Below are 16,192 nucleotides of genomic sequence, written 5' to 3' on the forward strand. Positions count from 1 at the left end.
CTGAAGTTATCTGACACTTGCTATTGTCTAGTTCCAGTTTATTTTGGACCTATTTTCGGCGTAACGTAATTTCTTTAGGGCAAATAACCCTAATGTCACCTTTGCGAAAGATCAAAAGATTTAAGTAAAACGATCCAGTGTTTTTGTTAGCTTTATATGAATTATGGACCATTTTTATGGTGGCTTTTTCAGTTTGCTTGAGCGACAACTAAAACTAAAAAAATATGAATATTGAGGATCTAAGAGATTATTGTTTATCGATTGGGCCGGTGATGGAGGAGACTCCCTTTGGGCCAGATACATTGGTATTTAAGGTAGGCGGTAAGATTTTTTTGTTGGTAGGCCTGGATCAGGTTGATGGATTACGATTTAATGTTAAGTGTAACCCCGAAAGGGCCATTGAATTGCGGGAACGCTATGAGCATACCGTACTGCCGGGCTATCACATGAATAAAAAGCACTGGAATACCGTGGTTGCCAACCAAGAGATTGATGATAGAAAGCTAGAGGAATTGATTTTACACAGCTATCAGCTTATTGTTGAAAGTCTGCCCAGTAAAATCAGATCGGAAGTCAAAGGGCTATAACCGGACTTTGTGTGTAAAGAATTAGTTGTCTATTCAGAAAAAGGTGTTTAAATGACTTTTTTTGAGGCTAGGATTGGTAGCTTTGCTAAAATCAATGCATTGCTCAAAGCATTGGTCGATAAATTTACACTAAATATTATTTTTATGAAACGAACACGAAGTTACTCGTGGATAATCTGTTTTATGCTTCTTTTCAGTTTGGGAAGTTGTATAAAGGAAGAAGCGCTCAATATGGAAGCGGATATTATCGCTGTTCATGCCGATGAAGATATCTTTTTGCTGAACCCGGTCATCTCAAATACGCAAGTTACACTTTACCTTCAGCCCAATATTCATGATCTTACCAAATTGAATATGACTTTTGACCTGACTCCTGGTGCCTCCATTGAGCTTTTGAAGGATTCTTTGAAAATGCCTGCCGGAACTCAGGATATGAATAAAGTAATTGTTGATGAATTGCTAAAAAACGGCGTATATTATAAAGTTACGTCCGAAGATCATCAGTTTACAAAAAACTACCTGATTAAAATTGTGAAAACAGATGGTGGATTTGTTCCAACAGCATATGGTTTTGAAGATACGGCGATTGATAAGGATGATAAATACACCATATTTTACAATAAAATTGATGGCCAGGATTTCTATAATTGGGCTTCCGGAAATCCAAGTTTCTCCTTGACATTGAGCTTAGGAGGAGGTACCAAGGACCCCGAATCATATCCCACTAAAACGAGTTCGGATGCACATTCAGGAACGAAAGCGGCTTTATTGGAAACGAAGTTGACCGGTGCTTTTGGGGCGATGTTCAAGAAACCTATTGCTGCCGGAAATCTTTTTATAGGAGCGTTTGATACAGGACCTGTATTGACAGACCCGTTATCGGCAACGCAGTTTGGCCTTCCTTTCAATCAGATACCGCTGGCCTTGGAAGGTTACTATAAGTATAGTCCTGGCGCAACGGTGACGGATGAAAACATGAAACCTGTTAATACCAAGGATTCCTGTGATATCTATGCTGTTTTCTATAATCGCAAGCAGCTTATGGACTCGCAATCTGATCCCAACAAGAAAGTTTCCTATTTAACGGGACATAATATTTTAAAAGATCCAAGTATTGTGGCTATTGCCAGGTTGGAAAATGGGGGCGCAACCAAGGCTGGTGATTTTGTTCAGTTTACATTGCCATTTAAGTACACGGCGAAAGTAAACGAAGCTGATGTTGCCAATTTGGATTATAGCATTGCGATTGTAATGTCTTCGAGTAAATATGGTGATAATTTTATAGGTGCTGTCGGTAGCAAGTTGACGGTGGACGATCTCAAAATTGTAACGAAGAAGTAATGAAAATAATAAAATATACAATCGCACTGGCTGCGATGGTTTTGATAGGATCTATTGCCAATGCGCAGGAAAATACAGCGGATGAGGGTAAATTGGGTTTCGATGTGACGGTAGGCGGTAAGATCGGCGGCGCAGCACCGCTTTCATTGCCACGGGAAATTCGAAAGATTAAAAGCTATAATCCGAATGTTCCCTTTTTTGTCGGAGCAAGGGCAAACTATCATATTGATTCCCAATGGGGAGTATCTTTGGGAATCGTCTTCGAAGGAAAGGGAATGGATACAGAGGCGAGTGTTAAAGGATACAAGACGACATTCAATGCGGTGAATGATGCAAAAGAGGAGCTGAGAGGTTATTATACGGGCGATATCACAACAAAAGTACATAACCTGTATCTGTCTGTTCCGATTCAAGCTACCTATCAGCTTTCAAATCGTTGGAATGTACAGGCAGGTCCTTATATTTCTTTTGCGGTAAAAAAGGAATTCTATGGCGAGGCCTACAATGGCTATCTTAGGCATGAAGAGCCCACCGGAAATAAGATTGTTGTAGATAATGCCGATTATGATTTCTCGGAGAGTGTTAGAAGTATTGATGTTGGTATGAGTTTGGGCGCACATTATGCTATCGACAAAAGATTCTTTGCGTTGGCACAGTTGGATTATGGCTTCAATAATATTATGAAAACCGGATTTGAAAGTATTAGCTTTGGGTTACATAATATCTTTATGAATGTTGGTATAGGTTATAAATTGAAATAGCTTTAATATCCATAAAAAAGAAATGGCCGGTCCTAGGATCGGCCATTTCTTTTTTTATACTGTTACGCTCATTTAAATGATGCGGAGTTTTACATTTTTAATCCGATTTCTCTTAAGCGTTCATCCAGGTACTGACCAGCGGTATAATCTTCGTAGACCTTCGGGTGTTCCGCATCGATGCAGGAATCCAATGAAGCCAAACTCATGGCGGATTTTGGATGTAAAAAGAAGGGAATAGAAAAACGGGAAGTACCCATCTTCTCACGTGGTGGGTTTACCACGCGATGCGTAGTAGATTTCAACTTATTGTTTGTTAACCGTTGCAACATATCACCTACATTGATGACGATATCTTCACCTTTGGCTTTGATAGGAAACCATTCCCCATCTTTTGTCAAAACTTCAAGACCATCCGCACTAGCTCCAATCAATAAGGTAATGAGGTTAATATCTTCGTGGGCACCTGCACGTACTGCGTCAGGGGCTAAGGCGTCAGGATCGTTGATTGGGAAGTAATGGATCGCGCGTAGAATAGAATTACCATTGATGACATATTGTTCAAAGTAATTTTCTTCCAGATCGAGGTAGGTCGCAATCGCTTTCAATAAGTCTCGTCCTGTATCTTCTAGTTTTTTATAAACCTCAGCGGTTACGCCATTAAAGCGAGGAATTTCAGCTACTTCAGGATTGTCCGGAAAATCAGCTTTGGAATATTCTTCACCAACAATCGTTTGACCGCGTTGCCAGAATTCTTTTAAGTCAGGTGTTTTCGCGTCTTTGGCTTTTTCTCTTCCCTTTGCGGTATAGCCACGTTGACCTGCAAGTTCTGGAAATTCATATTTTTCCTTGATCTCAGTCGGCAAAGCAAAAAATTCAGGAACCACCTGATATAATTCCTCAATCAGCTCTTTTGATAAGCCATGATTTGCAATCGTTACAAAGCCTGTTTCATTGAAAGCTTTGCCAATATCTTGGATAAATTGATTTCGTTGTTCTTGGGTTCCTTGTGTATAATGTAGCAAGTCCAAGCGAGGTATGTTTACTAAAGCCATACAGTGTTGATGTTTGTTCAGGACAAAGTTAACGGAATTAATTTTGATTATTAAACAGGGACTGTTAATAAAAGTTTTGTGTTTCTGTTTATTTTGCTGTATTTCAGTGTTTAAAAGTTTTCCACATTTCACAATTGACGACAAGTATCGTTAGGTATGTATACCGAATTATGCTGACGAACATATGACAAAATTTATAATTTCGAACTTGTTATTCTAATTGCTAACTGGTATATTTGTTATGCAAGCATAATAAATAGCTTGTGAGTACGCTTATGAACCAAAATCAGACAATCGATTATTTTTTAAAAACAGGCTGGCAGACAATAGCCAATAAATATAATCAAATTGCTTCGCAGTACGGTTTTACCCAGGCTGCGGGATATATTTTGATTAACATCCATAAAGAGGGTACACCTGTTTCTCAGATTGCAAATTTGACAGGAGTTAAAACAACTAGTTTGTCTCGGGTGTTGAATAATTTGGAGTCATTGGGATTTATATACCGCGAAACGAGTGAGACCGACAAGAGGTCCGTAAAAGTGTATTTAACCGAATTGGGGCGAGAGAAAAGACGGATTGCTAAAGATGTTGTTCGTAATTTCAATCAATATTTAGCGGACAATTTTTCAGAAAATGAACGGGATCAATTGATTGCTTCTTTAGCGAAGCTCAATGAGCTCGCAACAAGTTACAAAGAAGAAGTAATCATCTAGGAATTAAACCAAATGTACAGAAGTGCATGATAAATATGTTATGATGAACAGAAATATTAGAAAAGTGGCAGTTCTCGGATCGGGTGTTATGGGCTCGCGAATTGCTTGTCATTTTGCTAACATTGGTGTTGAAGTTTTACTGTTGGATATTGTTCCGCGCGAACTGCTTCCGGCAGAACAAGCCAAAGGCTTGACTTTGGAGAGTAAGATCGTTCGGGACCGAATTGTCAACAGCTCCTTAGAAACGGCTTTAAAAACAAACCCTTCGCCAATTTATAGCAAGTCATTTGTAAGACGTATCAAAACAGGGAATTTTGACGATAATCTAAAAGACATTGCTTCTGTGGATTGGATTATCGAGGTTGTTGTTGAGCGGCTCGATGTTAAAAAATCTGTTTTTGAGCGTGTTGAGCAATTTCGAAAACCTGGGACATTGATTACTTCCAATACTTCTGGTATTCCTATTCATTTAATGACAGAAGGGCGAAGTGAAGATTTTAAAGATCATTTCTGCGGCACACACTTCTTCAATCCGCCGCGCTATCTCCCTTTATTGGAAGTCATTCCAACACCGCATACCAAGCCCGAGGTTGTTGACTTTATACTTCACTTCGGTGACAAGATGCTGGGTAAATCGGTTGTGTTATGTAAAGACACTCCGGCGTTTATTGGTAATCGTATCGGTGTTTATTCGATGTTGGCGGTTACTCATTTAGTGGAACCTCTTGGATTGACCGTTGAGGAGGTCGACAAATATACCGGTCCTGCAATGGGGCATCCCAAATCGGCAACTTTTCGTACGGCCGATGTGGTAGGACTTGATACTTTGGTGAATGTTGCCAATGGACTGGCGCAGAATGCCCCAGAAGATGAAGCCAAAGGGGTGTTCCAGCTTCCTGCATTCATCAGCAAGATGGTCGAGAATAAATGGTTGGGTGAGAAAACCAAGAAAGGGTTTTATGAAAAAGTAAAAGCTGCCGATGGTAATTCGGAGATTTTATCTTTAAATCTAAAAACACTGGAATTTGGTTCACAGCAAAAAGTGAAATCCACTACTTTGGAAGCTACCAAGCCTGTGGAGGATATCCGCAAGCGGATGAAAGTATATGAACAAGGAACCGATAAAGCGGCGGAACTCTTCCGTGCCATGCATTATCCATTGTTTGAATATGTATCCCGCCGTGTTCCCGAAATTACAGATGACTTCTTCCGGATCGATGATGCCATGCGTGCTGGATTTGGTTGGGAGTTAGGACCATTTGAAGTATGGGATGCGCTAGGTGTTCGCGAGACTTTAGCTAAAATTAAGGCCGAAGAAAAACGACTTCCGGGTCAGGACGGGGAGGTTGCTTCCTGGGTACACGAGATGTTGGAAGCCGGATGTGAATCATTCTATAAAATAGAAAATGGTGTACGTCACTATTATGATATTGCGACCAAATCGTATAAAGCTATTCCCGGTACCGAAGATCTGATCGTATTGGATCACATCCGGGAAAGTAAGACAATCTGGAAAAATACGGGTGTTTCTATTATTGATCTGGGCGATGGTATCATTAATTGTGAATTTCATACCAAGATGAATACCATTGGTGGGGATGTTATCCAGGGATTGAATAAAGCCATTGACCTTGCTGAAAAAGAGTATCGCGGTTTAGTGGTGTCCAATGATGGGAAAAACTTTTCTGCTGGAGCCAATATCGGAATGATTTTCATGATGGCCGTAGAACAGGATTTTGATGAATTGAATATGGCCGTTCGTGCATTTCAAAATACATCCATGCGCTTACGCTATTCGTCAATACCTGTAGTCGTTGCGCCATTTCAAATGACCCTTGGTGGGGGCTGTGAATTCTCCATGCATGCCGATTTTGTTCAGGCTCACGCCGAAACCTATATGGGATTGGTTGAACTGGGCGTTGGTGTTATCCCCGGTGGCGGTGGAACCAAAGAATTTACACTACGTGCCTCGGAGGAATTTAAGGAGGATCAGATTGTTCAAAATACGTTAAAAGATAAATTCCTGACTATTGGCCAGGCGAAAGTTTCAACTTCTGCCTATGAAGCCTATGAACTTGGCTATTTGCAGAAAGATAAATTTGCAATCACCATGAACCGTGCCCGTCTTCTGGCGGATGCCAAGGCAAAGGCATTAGAATTGGCAGATGAGGGTTATGTTCAGCCTGCTCCACGCAATGATATCAAAGTTTTGGGAAATCAAGGATTAGGAATCGTTTATGTGGGCGCTTCATCAATGCGTGAAGGCAATTACATCTCTGATTATGATCGTAAGATCTCAGAGAAACTAGGCTGGGTGATGTGTGGTGGAAATTTATCGTCACCGACGGAAGTGTCTGAACAGTATTTACTGGATCTTGAACGTAAAACATTCCTTGAGCTTTGTGCTGAACGCAAAACGCTTGAAAGAATTCAATTTATGTTGACCAAGGGTAAGCCTTTACGGAACTAGAACTCACTACTCACGAAAAAATTAAAAATCATGGAAGCATATATAGTAGCAGGATTTCGTACAGCAGTAGGCAAAGCGCCCCGGGGAGTATTTCGCTTTATGCGGGCCGATGATTTAGCCACGGATGTTATTAAACATCTTGTATCCACTGTGCCGAATTTAAATAAAGAAGATATAGATGATGTCATTGTTGGGAATGCCATGCCGGAAGCGGAGCAGGGACTCAATATGGCCCGTTTCATTTCACTGATGGGATTGGACACGGATAAGGTCCCGGGTGTAACCGTTAACCGATACTGCGCATCAGGCCTAGAAACCATTGCAACCGCGGTAGCAAAGATTAAGACTGGGATGGCAGATGTTATCATTGCCGGTGGTGTAGAGGTGATGTCCGGAATGCCTTTTGGAGGTTGGAAGATTGTGCCTAATCCTGTTGTGGCAAAAGAGCATCCTGACTGGTATTGGGGAATGGGATTGACTGCCGAAGCCGTAGCCAAAGATTACAATGTTTCACGCGAAGATCAGGATGCTTTTGCACTTAAATCAAATCAAAAGGCAGTTGCAGCTATTCAAAACGGTCATTTGAAAGATGGGATTGTGCCTATTACTGTAAAAGAAAATTACCTGAAAGACGGTAAGATTGCAACGCGCGAATATGTTGTTGATACAGATGAAGGTCCTCGGGCTGATACTTCCCTGGAGGCTTTAGGGAAACTAAAACCAGTCTTTTCAGCGAATGGTTCAGTAACGGCAGGGAATTCCTCACAAACTTCTGATGGAGCAGCATTTGTCTTGGTGATGTCTGAAGCAAAAGTGAAAGAACTTGGTGTTAAACCAATTGCAAAGCTTGTTAGTTTTGCTGTGGCAGGTGTTCCACCGCGCATTATGGGCATAGGGCCTATCTACGCTATACCAAAGGCCTTGGCGAAAGCTGGGCTTAAAAAAGAAGATATTGATCTATTTGAACTGAATGAAGCTTTTGCGTCTCAATCGTTAGCCGTTATTCGCGAACTCGGATTAGACGAAGAGAAAGTGAATGTCAATGGTGGTGCCATAGCATTAGGGCATCCACTTGGTTGTACAGGCGCGAAATTGACAGTCCAGGTCCTAAGTGAGTTAAAGCGTAGAGGCAAAAAATACGGCATGGTGACGATGTGTGTGGGAACTGGCCAAGGAGCAGCTGGTATTTTTGAGTTATTGGACTAAATAGGTCTTTAAAAACAGCGATATAATTAAAATATGGATCTCTGATCTCATAGTGAATAGAAGTATTTAACAACATTGTGGACAGCATTCGTCGCATAGCAAGATTTTGCTGCCCATACAAATCTAAAAAGACAATGAGCGAAAATAAAGCAATTAAAGGCGGAGAGTTCGTGATTAGGGAGACGCCCTATACAGCAGTTTTTATTCCGGAAGAATTTGATGAAGAAGCCAAAATGATTCGTCAAACTTGCTTGGATTTCTTGGATACGGAGGTATTGAACAAACTTGATCGTATAGATGCACAAGAAGAGGGGCTTATGCCTAGTTTGATGGATAAGGCCGGTGAACTCGGGATGCTGGGAGTTTCTATTCCCGAAGAATATGGTGGTTTCGGCAAAAATTTTAACACGTCTATGCTTGTTGCAGATGCGGTAGGGGGTGGGTTTTCTTTTGCTGTCGCATTGTCTGCTCATACAGGAATCGGAACACTGCCTATTTTGTATTATGGTAATGATGCCCAAAAGGCGAAATATATTCCAAAGCTTGCTACCGGTGAATGGAAAGCCTCTTATTGTTTGACAGAGCCCAATGCCGGATCGGATGCAAATTCTGGACGTACCTCGGCAAAATTAAACGCTGAAGGAACACATTATTTGATCAATGGTCAAAAAATGTGGATTACAAATGGTGGTTTTGCAGATATCTTTATCGTATTTGCAAAAATCGATGATGATAAAAATCTGACGGCATTTATTGTCGAAAAGGATTTTGGTGGTATCACGATGAATCCAGAAGAACATAAATTAGGCATCAAAGGGTCGTCAACACGTCAAATCTTTTTTAATGACTGTGCTGTTCCCGTAGAAAATATGCTTTCTGATCGTGAAAACGGATTTAAGATTGCTGTAAATATCCTGAATATTGGACGTATAAAACTGGGCGCTGCCACAATTGGTTCGGCACGAATGGTGATTAACCATGCGGTGCAGTATGCCAATGAACGTGTGCAGTTTAATCTGCCGATTTCTAAATTTGGTGCCATTCGTTATAAGCTCGCTGAAATGGCAACACGTTTGTTTGCTGTGGAGTCTGCGTCATATCGCGCGGGTCAAAATATCGATGATGCCTATGATGCACTGATTGCTGGTGGTATGGATGAAGCGAAAGCAAAATTGAAGTCTGTGGAGCAGTTCGCAATTGAGTGTGCTATCATCAAGGTATGGTGTTCGGAGATGTTGGATTATGTGGTTGATGAGGGCGTGCAAATCTATGGTGGAATGGGCTATTCTGCAGATGCGCCGATGGAACGCGCTTATCGGGACTCACGGATCAACAGGATTTTTGAAGGTACCAATGAAGTGAATCGATTACTTGTGGTTGACATGTTGTTAAAACGGGCCATGAAAGGTGAATTGGATCTGATGGGACCAGCGCAAGCTGTAGCCGGAGAGCTTCTAGCTATTCCAGATTTTGGTGAAGAGGACGACGCACCTTTTGCTGCAGAAAAGAAAATTGTGGCAAACCTTAAAAAAGCGGGCTTATTGATTGCCGGAGCAGCTGTGCAAAAATTGATGATGTCTCTTTCCAAAGAGGAGGAAATCCTCATGAACATTGCCGATATTATCGGGTATGTTTATATCACTGAGTCAGTCTTGTTGCGTGCGGAAAAATTGCTGCATACAGGATCAGATAAAGCAGACTATGCGAAAGATATGGCTAAAATTTACCTGTATGGTGCTATTGATAAAATTAGCGCTGCTGGCAAAGAAGCATTATATTCTTTTGGCGAAGGCGACGAACTGAATATGATGTTAGTTGGTTTGCGCAGATTCACAAAAGCACAGCCATTTAATGTGAAAGCTGCACGTCAGCGAATCGCAAAAAAATTGATCGATGAGAATAAATATTGTTTTTGATTGATAATAGATTATTGGTTTTGGTTGATGGCCGGAGAGAAATCTTCGGCCATTTTTGTGTTACAATACTAGAAAGTAACGGTAATTATGTTAAATTTAACCTTTAAACCCTAACCATTCTATGACATCTTCAAAATCATTTGCATTTACAGAAGACTGGGTAGTCGTCATTTTGGGGATTGCTACCATATTTCTTGCTCTCTCAGGAATTGTTGCGCCGGTACCTAGTTTTTCGTGGAGTAATTCTGCCGAACTCGTCTCGACGATTTTTGACCCGACAAATTTACTGAAGCTTTTTGAGCAGTTTATTTTTGTATTCGTTACGGCGATATTAGGCGCGTTTCTTTTGGGAAAATCTGTAAAATATTTATTAGTTGTATTTCCGACTGTATTTATCCTTACGGTATTTGCCCTGATTTTGGCAGGCAACGCAACGGTGAAAGAATATAATCTCGAAGCTGTAATTTTTAGTTTGATTATCGGTTTAATTATCAGCAATTGCTTTAAACTGCCCAATTGGTTTAAAGAGGCACTCAGTACGGAACTGTATGTCAAGATAGGCTTAATTTTGCTCGGAACGACAGTGATTTTCGGAGATATTCTCAAAGCGGGATCTTTGGGGCTTATTCAGGCACTGGCCGTTGTGCTGTCTGTTTGGTACTTCGCGTTTTGGATCTGTAAAAAGCTAAAGATTGACAAGGAAATGTCCCTGATGCTGTCGAGTGCGGTTTCTATTTGTGGCGTCTCCGCCGCAATAGCAACATCTGGAGCCATCAAAGGCGATAGCAAAAAACTTTCCTATGTGATTTCGTTGGTCCTGATTACAGCAATTCCAATGATGATTTTCATGCCCTATATGGCGGAGTGGATGGGCTTGTCGCAAGAAGTTACCGGAGCTTGGCTTGGAGGAAGTATTGATACAACCGGAGCTGTAGTAGCTTCTGGCTCCTTGGTCGGTGAAGAAGCGTTGAAGATCAGTACCATTGTGAAATTTTCCCAAAATGTATTGTTGGGGCTGGCTGCTTTTGCCATTAGCATTTATTGGACCTACGCTAAATCTGTTGATGATGAAACCAAGCGCGATAAACCGACATTGAAAATTATATGGGAGCGTTTCCCGAAGTTTGTGTTGGGATTTGTGTTTGCATCGTTGCTATTTTCATTCGTTATCTCCCCTGAGAAGATCGACGCCGTCAAAGGAAGTCTGAAAAACCTGCAGGGTCTCTGGTTTACCTTAGCATTTACATCAATAGGTTTGGAAACGAACTTTAAGGATCTTTTTGTCCAAGACAACAAGAAACCGCTGTATGCCTTTCTAATTGCCCAGACTTTTAATGTTATTATTACTTTATTGATTGCGCTGGTGTTATTCCGCTAAGAAGGTAAGTGTTATGATCTGAGGCGGATCGTTAAATATGATCGTAAAAATGGCTGTCCAACAAGGACGGCCTTTTTTGTTCCGTGCTCCTCATACGCTCTCGGATATACCGCTTTTTACAGCTCACTTCATAAGTCCAAAGCCAGCCGCATGCAGTAGATCATCTTGACGACGACTGTAGCTTTCATGATTTTTCACGCCGGATGAAATGCGATTAGCCTTTTTATTCTCTTTAAGTGCCTTAAAATTAATGGTTAAGGGTATTTTAAAAAAAATATTATTAAATCTATCAAATTAGTAGTCTTTTAAAAAATATTTATATATTTGTATCGTTATCTGATTTTCAGGTAAATAGAAAGGTGGGCAAAAAGACTGACTTGACTATGAATCGAACTAGCCATGAAATTGATTTTGTAGAAAGACATGTAATTAAAGTTGTTTGAAATTGCCACACTGTAAGTGCATATACGGATTTGCTTTATGTAGTATGAAATAAAAGAAAAATAACAAGATAAAAAGAATGAAACAAAATTACTCTTCAAAAACAAGTTTATTGGTTGCTTCGGTAGAAGGATCTGTTGTTGGCCTAGAAAGTTGCCAAAAACGAATGTGTTGTTAAAATTTCTCTCTTACACTCTCTTATATTAGAAAAGGGAAGCCCGAGGCTTCCCTTTCACAAAGTTTTAACAATGAAGCAAGTATCGATTGGCGTTGGCACTTGTTTAGATTCACCATTAAACTGAATAAATTTATGAAAAAAAATGCTATTTTTCGAATTAGCGTCGTTTTTAGCTTGCTTTTAACGGGTTCTTACCACAGCTATGCGCAAGTAGAAAATCCTAAACCTATTATAAATGCCTCATTAACAGGTACCGTAATTGACGCCGTAACAAAAGAACCATTACAGGGGGTAACGGTTCAGCTGGAAGCTGTTACGCACCAAGTAAAAACAGACAGTAAAGGCGTTTTTCAGTTTGTAACTGGACAAAAATTACCATTTTCATTGATCGTATCCATCGTCGGTTATCAAACCCGTCACATCGTGGTAGATCATTCTCCGGCTGTGATTGAACTTACACCACGATTGGAAGCATTGGATCAAGTGGTCGTCACCGCACGTCGTCGGAAAGAGCAATTGCAGGACGTGCCTATTCCCGTATCAATTATTCGTGGAGCAGCATTGGAAGATGCCGGCGCATTTAATGTTAATCGGTTGAAAGAACTGGTGCCAACTGTTCAGTTGTATGCATCGAACGCACGTAATACAACACTTAACATACGCGGACTTGGTTCCACCTATGGCCTCACCAATGATGGGATTGATCCTGGCGTTGGATTTTATCTTGATGGCGTATATATTGCCCGCCCTGCCGCAACTTGGCTAGATTTCATTGATATTGATCAGATTGAAGTACTGCGGGGACCACAGGGTACCCTCTTTGGAAAAAATACAACCGCGGGAGCTTTCAATATCACCTCACGTCTGCCTCAATTTACACCCGAGGCCAATGTGGAAGTCAGCTATGGAAACCAGGGGTTTATTCAGGCGAAGACTTCAATCTCAGGACCATTGGCCAAAAACTTGGCAGCGAGAGCTTCTTTCTCTGGTACACAGCGGGATGGAAACTTGTTTAATGTACATACCAATAGGAAGATCAATGATATCAACAACCTGGGCTTTAGAGGGCAATTGCTGTTTACCCCAACCGAAAATATCAAACTCGTACTTTCTGGGGACCTGTCATCACAAAAACCGGACGGTTATGGCTGGGCGGTTGCCGGAGTTGTAAAAACACAGCGTGCAGACTATAGACAGTTTGATGCAATTATTAAAGATCTTGGCTACGAGTTGCCCTATAAAAGTGCTTTCGAACGTAAGATAGATCTGGATACGCAATCCAAAGCCGATAATAAATTGGGTGGGGTCGCATTGAATGCCGATATCAAGATTGGAGAAGGGACACTGACCTCTACTTCTGCTTGGCGAACATGGACGTGGGTTCCGCTCAATGACCGTGATTACTTAGGACTTCCGGTATACACCGTTTCAGCAGGTAATTCCGTCCATAACCAGTGGTCACAGGAGTTCAGATACTCTGGGAAAATCAGTGAAAAGGTCAGCGGGGTTGTTGGGTTATTTGGCCTTTGGCAGGATCTGGGCACAGACCCCGTACATACCGAAGAAACAGGATCTGCCTTTTGGCGTTTTCAAAAAAGCTCTACCAGTGCTTTGTGGCAAACTCCGGGCTTATTCGATAATTTTGGAATCAAGACTGTTTATGGCATCAAGAGTACGAGTTTAGCTGCTTATACGCAGATCGATTGGGCTGTTACGCCAAAATTACACATCTTACCTGGTTTGCGTTACAACTATGATAAAAAGGTTGCAAACTACGATAGACAGACCTATGGCGGCTTGCAGACATCAGACCCCGCATTGCTTGCTTTAAAGAATGGTGTGTATACAAACCAGACTTTTGATGTCAATGCTGATGCCGATAATTTTTCAGGCCAGCTCTCGGCAAGATATCGCTTCAATCCGAAGATAAATGCTTATGCAACTTATTCTATTAGCTATAAGCCAGTCGGTATCAATGTCGGTGGGTTGCCGACAGCAAATGGAGCAGTGCTGCTGGATCTCGCCGAAGTAAAACCGGAGGCTGTCCGTCATAAGGAAATTGGTGTGAAGACGAATCCGACACGCAATACACTCCTCAATCTGACCGTCTACCAAACGGATATCAAAGACTATCAGACGCAAGTGCAGACACCAGAGCCTGGGGTAAACCGTGGTTATCTGGCCAATGCCGAAAAGGTACGTGTAAAGGGTGTTGAATTGGATGGAAATATCAACATCGGACACTTTCTCCGATTGAATGGAGCATTGGCCTATACTGATGCCAAATATGTTAAATTTACCAATGCACCTGTTCCCTTAGAAGAGGTTGGCGGAGCGCAAGCTTTTAAAGATATCTCTGGTGGCGTCCTTCCTGGTGTTTCCAAATGGTCTTGGTCCTTGGGTGGCGAAGCGAATAAAAGTGGGAAGCTGATCGGAATTAATGGATCTTACTTTTTGGGCGCAGACCTATTTCACCGTTCTAAATTCTCATCCAGTTCCTCACCATCACAGTACCTAAACATTGATGCCTATTCGGTATTGAACGCTCGGCTAGGATTCAGGGGATCGAATGGTATTTCGGTGTTTGTGTGGAGTAGAAATCTAACCAATAAAGATTACTACGAACAATTGCTGGCAGCACCTGGAAGCTATGGACAGTATGCAGGGGTAGTTGCCGATCCGCGGACTTACGGTGTTACACTGCGATACAATTGGAAACAAGGAAATTAAATCCGTAATTCATATTATATTTTTATCGACCGTCTCCATTTCGTTATGGGGACGGTTTTTGTTTTGCGCTAATTTTCAATAGCTCCTTTTTTTATATATGGAAATTTGTATCTTAAATCATCATTAAGGTGAATGATTTGCGCATGAACGAAAAAGAGCTTTTACAACACTATAAAACAAGCGGTGACTTGTCTACGCTGGGGAAACTATATTCGCCCTATATGTCCTTGCTTTATGGTGTGTGCTTTAAATACTTACAAGACCCCGACCGTAGTCAGGATGCTGTGATGCAGATATTTGAAGAACTTATCACGAAGCTTCGGCAATATGAAGTCGATAATTTTAAGAGCTGGTTACACGTTTACAGCAAAAATTATTGCCTGATGCAGTTACGTAAAGATAAGCGGACAACACAGGTTGATATTGAAGATAATTTGTTCGAAAGCGAACAAAAGCTAAATGATACCAGTGAGGTCAAATGGGAAGAAAAAGACTTTGAGAAACTGGAAGGATGTATGCAGACTTTAAACCATGAACAACAAAAATGTGTGCGTTTATTCTATCTCGAGCAAAAATGTTATAAAGATATTGCAGATTTGACCGGATATGACTTGAATAAGGTCAAGAGTGCTATTCAAAATGGAAAGCGCAATCTAAAAATCTGTATGGAAAGGAAAGAAAATGGAAAATAATTATCAATTATCACGGATTCATAATTACATCCATGGTTTGATGACTAAGGAGGACATGTTTCAACTGGAACGAGAAGCATTGGAAGATCCCTTTTTACAAGATGCTATCGATGGTTATCGATTACAAAATGGTGTGGATGCCCGACAATTGAGTCTATTGCAGCAACGCCTCAATCGTCGTGTAGAAGATACCGTTGCGACAAGACATGCCCAATATTTCACTTGGCAGCGTTTGGCGATAGGCGCTACCGCAGGGGTACTTTTTGTGACTTTATTGGCCTTGCTCTATTTTAAACATTTTAGCGGTAAAGCGGAGCGTACAACGGATGTAGAGTTGAGCGAGCCTGAAAATAAGGTGTCTGTTGAACCATTGTTGGATGGAGGTGATGCAACGCCGCGTGAAGGATGGAAAATTTTTGAACAGTACCTCAATCAGAAGTCCGTTACATCTGTAAGAGGAGGCGAAATTATTGTCAATTTTACGATCGACAAAAATGGAGTGCCTACTCATATCAGTGCTGAAGGACAACCAGATCAGGCTCTCGTTGATGAAGCGGTTCGACTTCTGCAGTTTGGGCCAAAATGGCAGGGAACAAAAGGGCGTCTGAAAATTGTGTTCCCCGTCAAAGAGGAACGGAACTCGGCACAAGTAACTGTAATTAAACCGCCGCATTGTTTTGGGATCGAAAAAAAAATAATAGTGATCTGATAAAAAGCAGCGAGC

General features: G+C 41.3%; 12 protein-coding genes. 11 read left to right on the top strand and 1 reads right to left on the bottom strand.

The genetic code is table 11. The features are described from left to right. Nucleotides 1-224: 224 nt before the first annotated feature. The 3 genes from AAW12_RS10905 to AAW12_RS10915 are packed head-to-tail and all read left to right on the top strand — an operon-like array spanning nucleotide 225 to nucleotide 2,689. Nucleotides 225-587 carry an MmcQ/YjbR family DNA-binding protein gene (locus AAW12_RS10905; RefSeq protein ID WP_046673659.1) on the top strand — a complete coding sequence of 121 codons (363 nt, stop codon included), beginning with the start codon at nucleotides 225-227 and terminating at the stop codon, nucleotides 585-587. A gap of 51 nt (nucleotides 588-638) precedes the next feature. Then, nucleotides 639-1,928, top strand: a complete 1,290-nt coding sequence (locus AAW12_RS10910) for a PCMD domain-containing protein (protein ID WP_053003625.1) — start codon at nucleotides 639-641, stop codon at nucleotides 1,926-1,928. Beyond that, the gene (locus AAW12_RS10915) at nucleotides 1,928-2,689 is read left to right on the top strand and encodes a porin family protein (RefSeq protein ID WP_046673660.1); all 762 of its coding nucleotides are present in this window, start codon (nucleotides 1,928-1,930) and stop codon (nucleotides 2,687-2,689) included. Before AAW12_RS10910 ends, AAW12_RS10915 begins: the two co-directional genes overlap by 1 nt. A gap of 89 nt (nucleotides 2,690-2,778) precedes the next feature. On the opposite strand, the gene AAW12_RS10920 is transcribed toward AAW12_RS10915, so the two are convergent. Beyond that, nucleotides 2,779-3,741, bottom strand: a complete 963-nt coding sequence (locus AAW12_RS10920) for an isopenicillin N synthase family dioxygenase (RefSeq protein ID WP_046673661.1) — start codon at nucleotides 3,739-3,741, stop codon at nucleotides 2,779-2,781. Between the two features lie 275 nt (nucleotides 3,742-4,016). On the opposite strand from AAW12_RS10920, the gene AAW12_RS10925 reads away from it, so the two are divergent. From AAW12_RS10925 to AAW12_RS10960, 8 genes are all read left to right on the top strand, one after another. Continuing rightward, the gene (locus AAW12_RS10925; protein ID WP_046673745.1) at nucleotides 4,017-4,457 is read left to right on the top strand and encodes a MarR family winged helix-turn-helix transcriptional regulator; all 441 of its coding nucleotides are present in this window, start codon (nucleotides 4,017-4,019) and stop codon (nucleotides 4,455-4,457) included. 40 nt (nucleotides 4,458-4,497) lie between these two features. Further along, the gene (locus tag AAW12_RS10930) at nucleotides 4,498-6,927 is read left to right on the top strand and encodes a 3-hydroxyacyl-CoA dehydrogenase/enoyl-CoA hydratase family protein (RefSeq protein ID WP_046673662.1); all 2,430 of its coding nucleotides are present in this window, start codon (nucleotides 4,498-4,500) and stop codon (nucleotides 6,925-6,927) included. Between the two features lie 30 nt (nucleotides 6,928-6,957). After that, the gene (locus AAW12_RS10935; RefSeq protein WP_046673663.1) at nucleotides 6,958-8,133 is read left to right on the top strand and encodes an acetyl-CoA C-acyltransferase; all 1,176 of its coding nucleotides are present in this window, start codon (nucleotides 6,958-6,960) and stop codon (nucleotides 8,131-8,133) included. 134 nt (nucleotides 8,134-8,267) lie between these two features. Next, on the top strand, nucleotides 8,268-10,049 hold the full coding sequence (locus tag AAW12_RS10940) for an acyl-CoA dehydrogenase family protein (RefSeq protein ID WP_046673664.1): 1,782 nt from the start codon (nucleotides 8,268-8,270) through the stop codon (nucleotides 10,047-10,049). A 121-nt stretch (nucleotides 10,050-10,170) separates the two neighbouring features. Further along, a complete protein-coding gene (locus AAW12_RS10945) occupies nucleotides 10,171-11,427 on the top strand; it encodes a YeiH family protein (RefSeq protein WP_046673665.1) in 1,257 nt (418 codons plus the stop codon). A 751-nt stretch (nucleotides 11,428-12,178) separates the two neighbouring features. Continuing rightward, a complete protein-coding gene (locus AAW12_RS10950; protein WP_046673666.1) occupies nucleotides 12,179-14,776 on the top strand; it encodes a TonB-dependent receptor in 2,598 nt (865 codons plus the stop codon). Nucleotides 14,777-14,919: 143 nt separating this feature from the next. Continuing rightward, nucleotides 14,920-15,468 (top strand): RNA polymerase sigma factor, encoded by a 549-nt coding sequence (locus AAW12_RS10955; RefSeq protein WP_046673667.1) that lies wholly within the window; start codon nucleotides 14,920-14,922, stop codon nucleotides 15,466-15,468. Beyond that, nucleotides 15,458-16,177 (top strand): hypothetical protein, encoded by a 720-nt coding sequence (locus AAW12_RS10960; RefSeq protein WP_197084018.1) that lies wholly within the window; start codon nucleotides 15,458-15,460, stop codon nucleotides 16,175-16,177. Before AAW12_RS10955 ends, AAW12_RS10960 begins: the two co-directional genes overlap by 11 nt. Nucleotides 16,178-16,192: the final 15 nt, after the last annotated feature.

Source organism: Sphingobacterium sp. Ag1, assembly GCF_000988325.1.
In the GTDB taxonomy this organism is placed as follows: domain Bacteria; phylum Bacteroidota; class Bacteroidia; order Sphingobacteriales; family Sphingobacteriaceae; genus Sphingobacterium.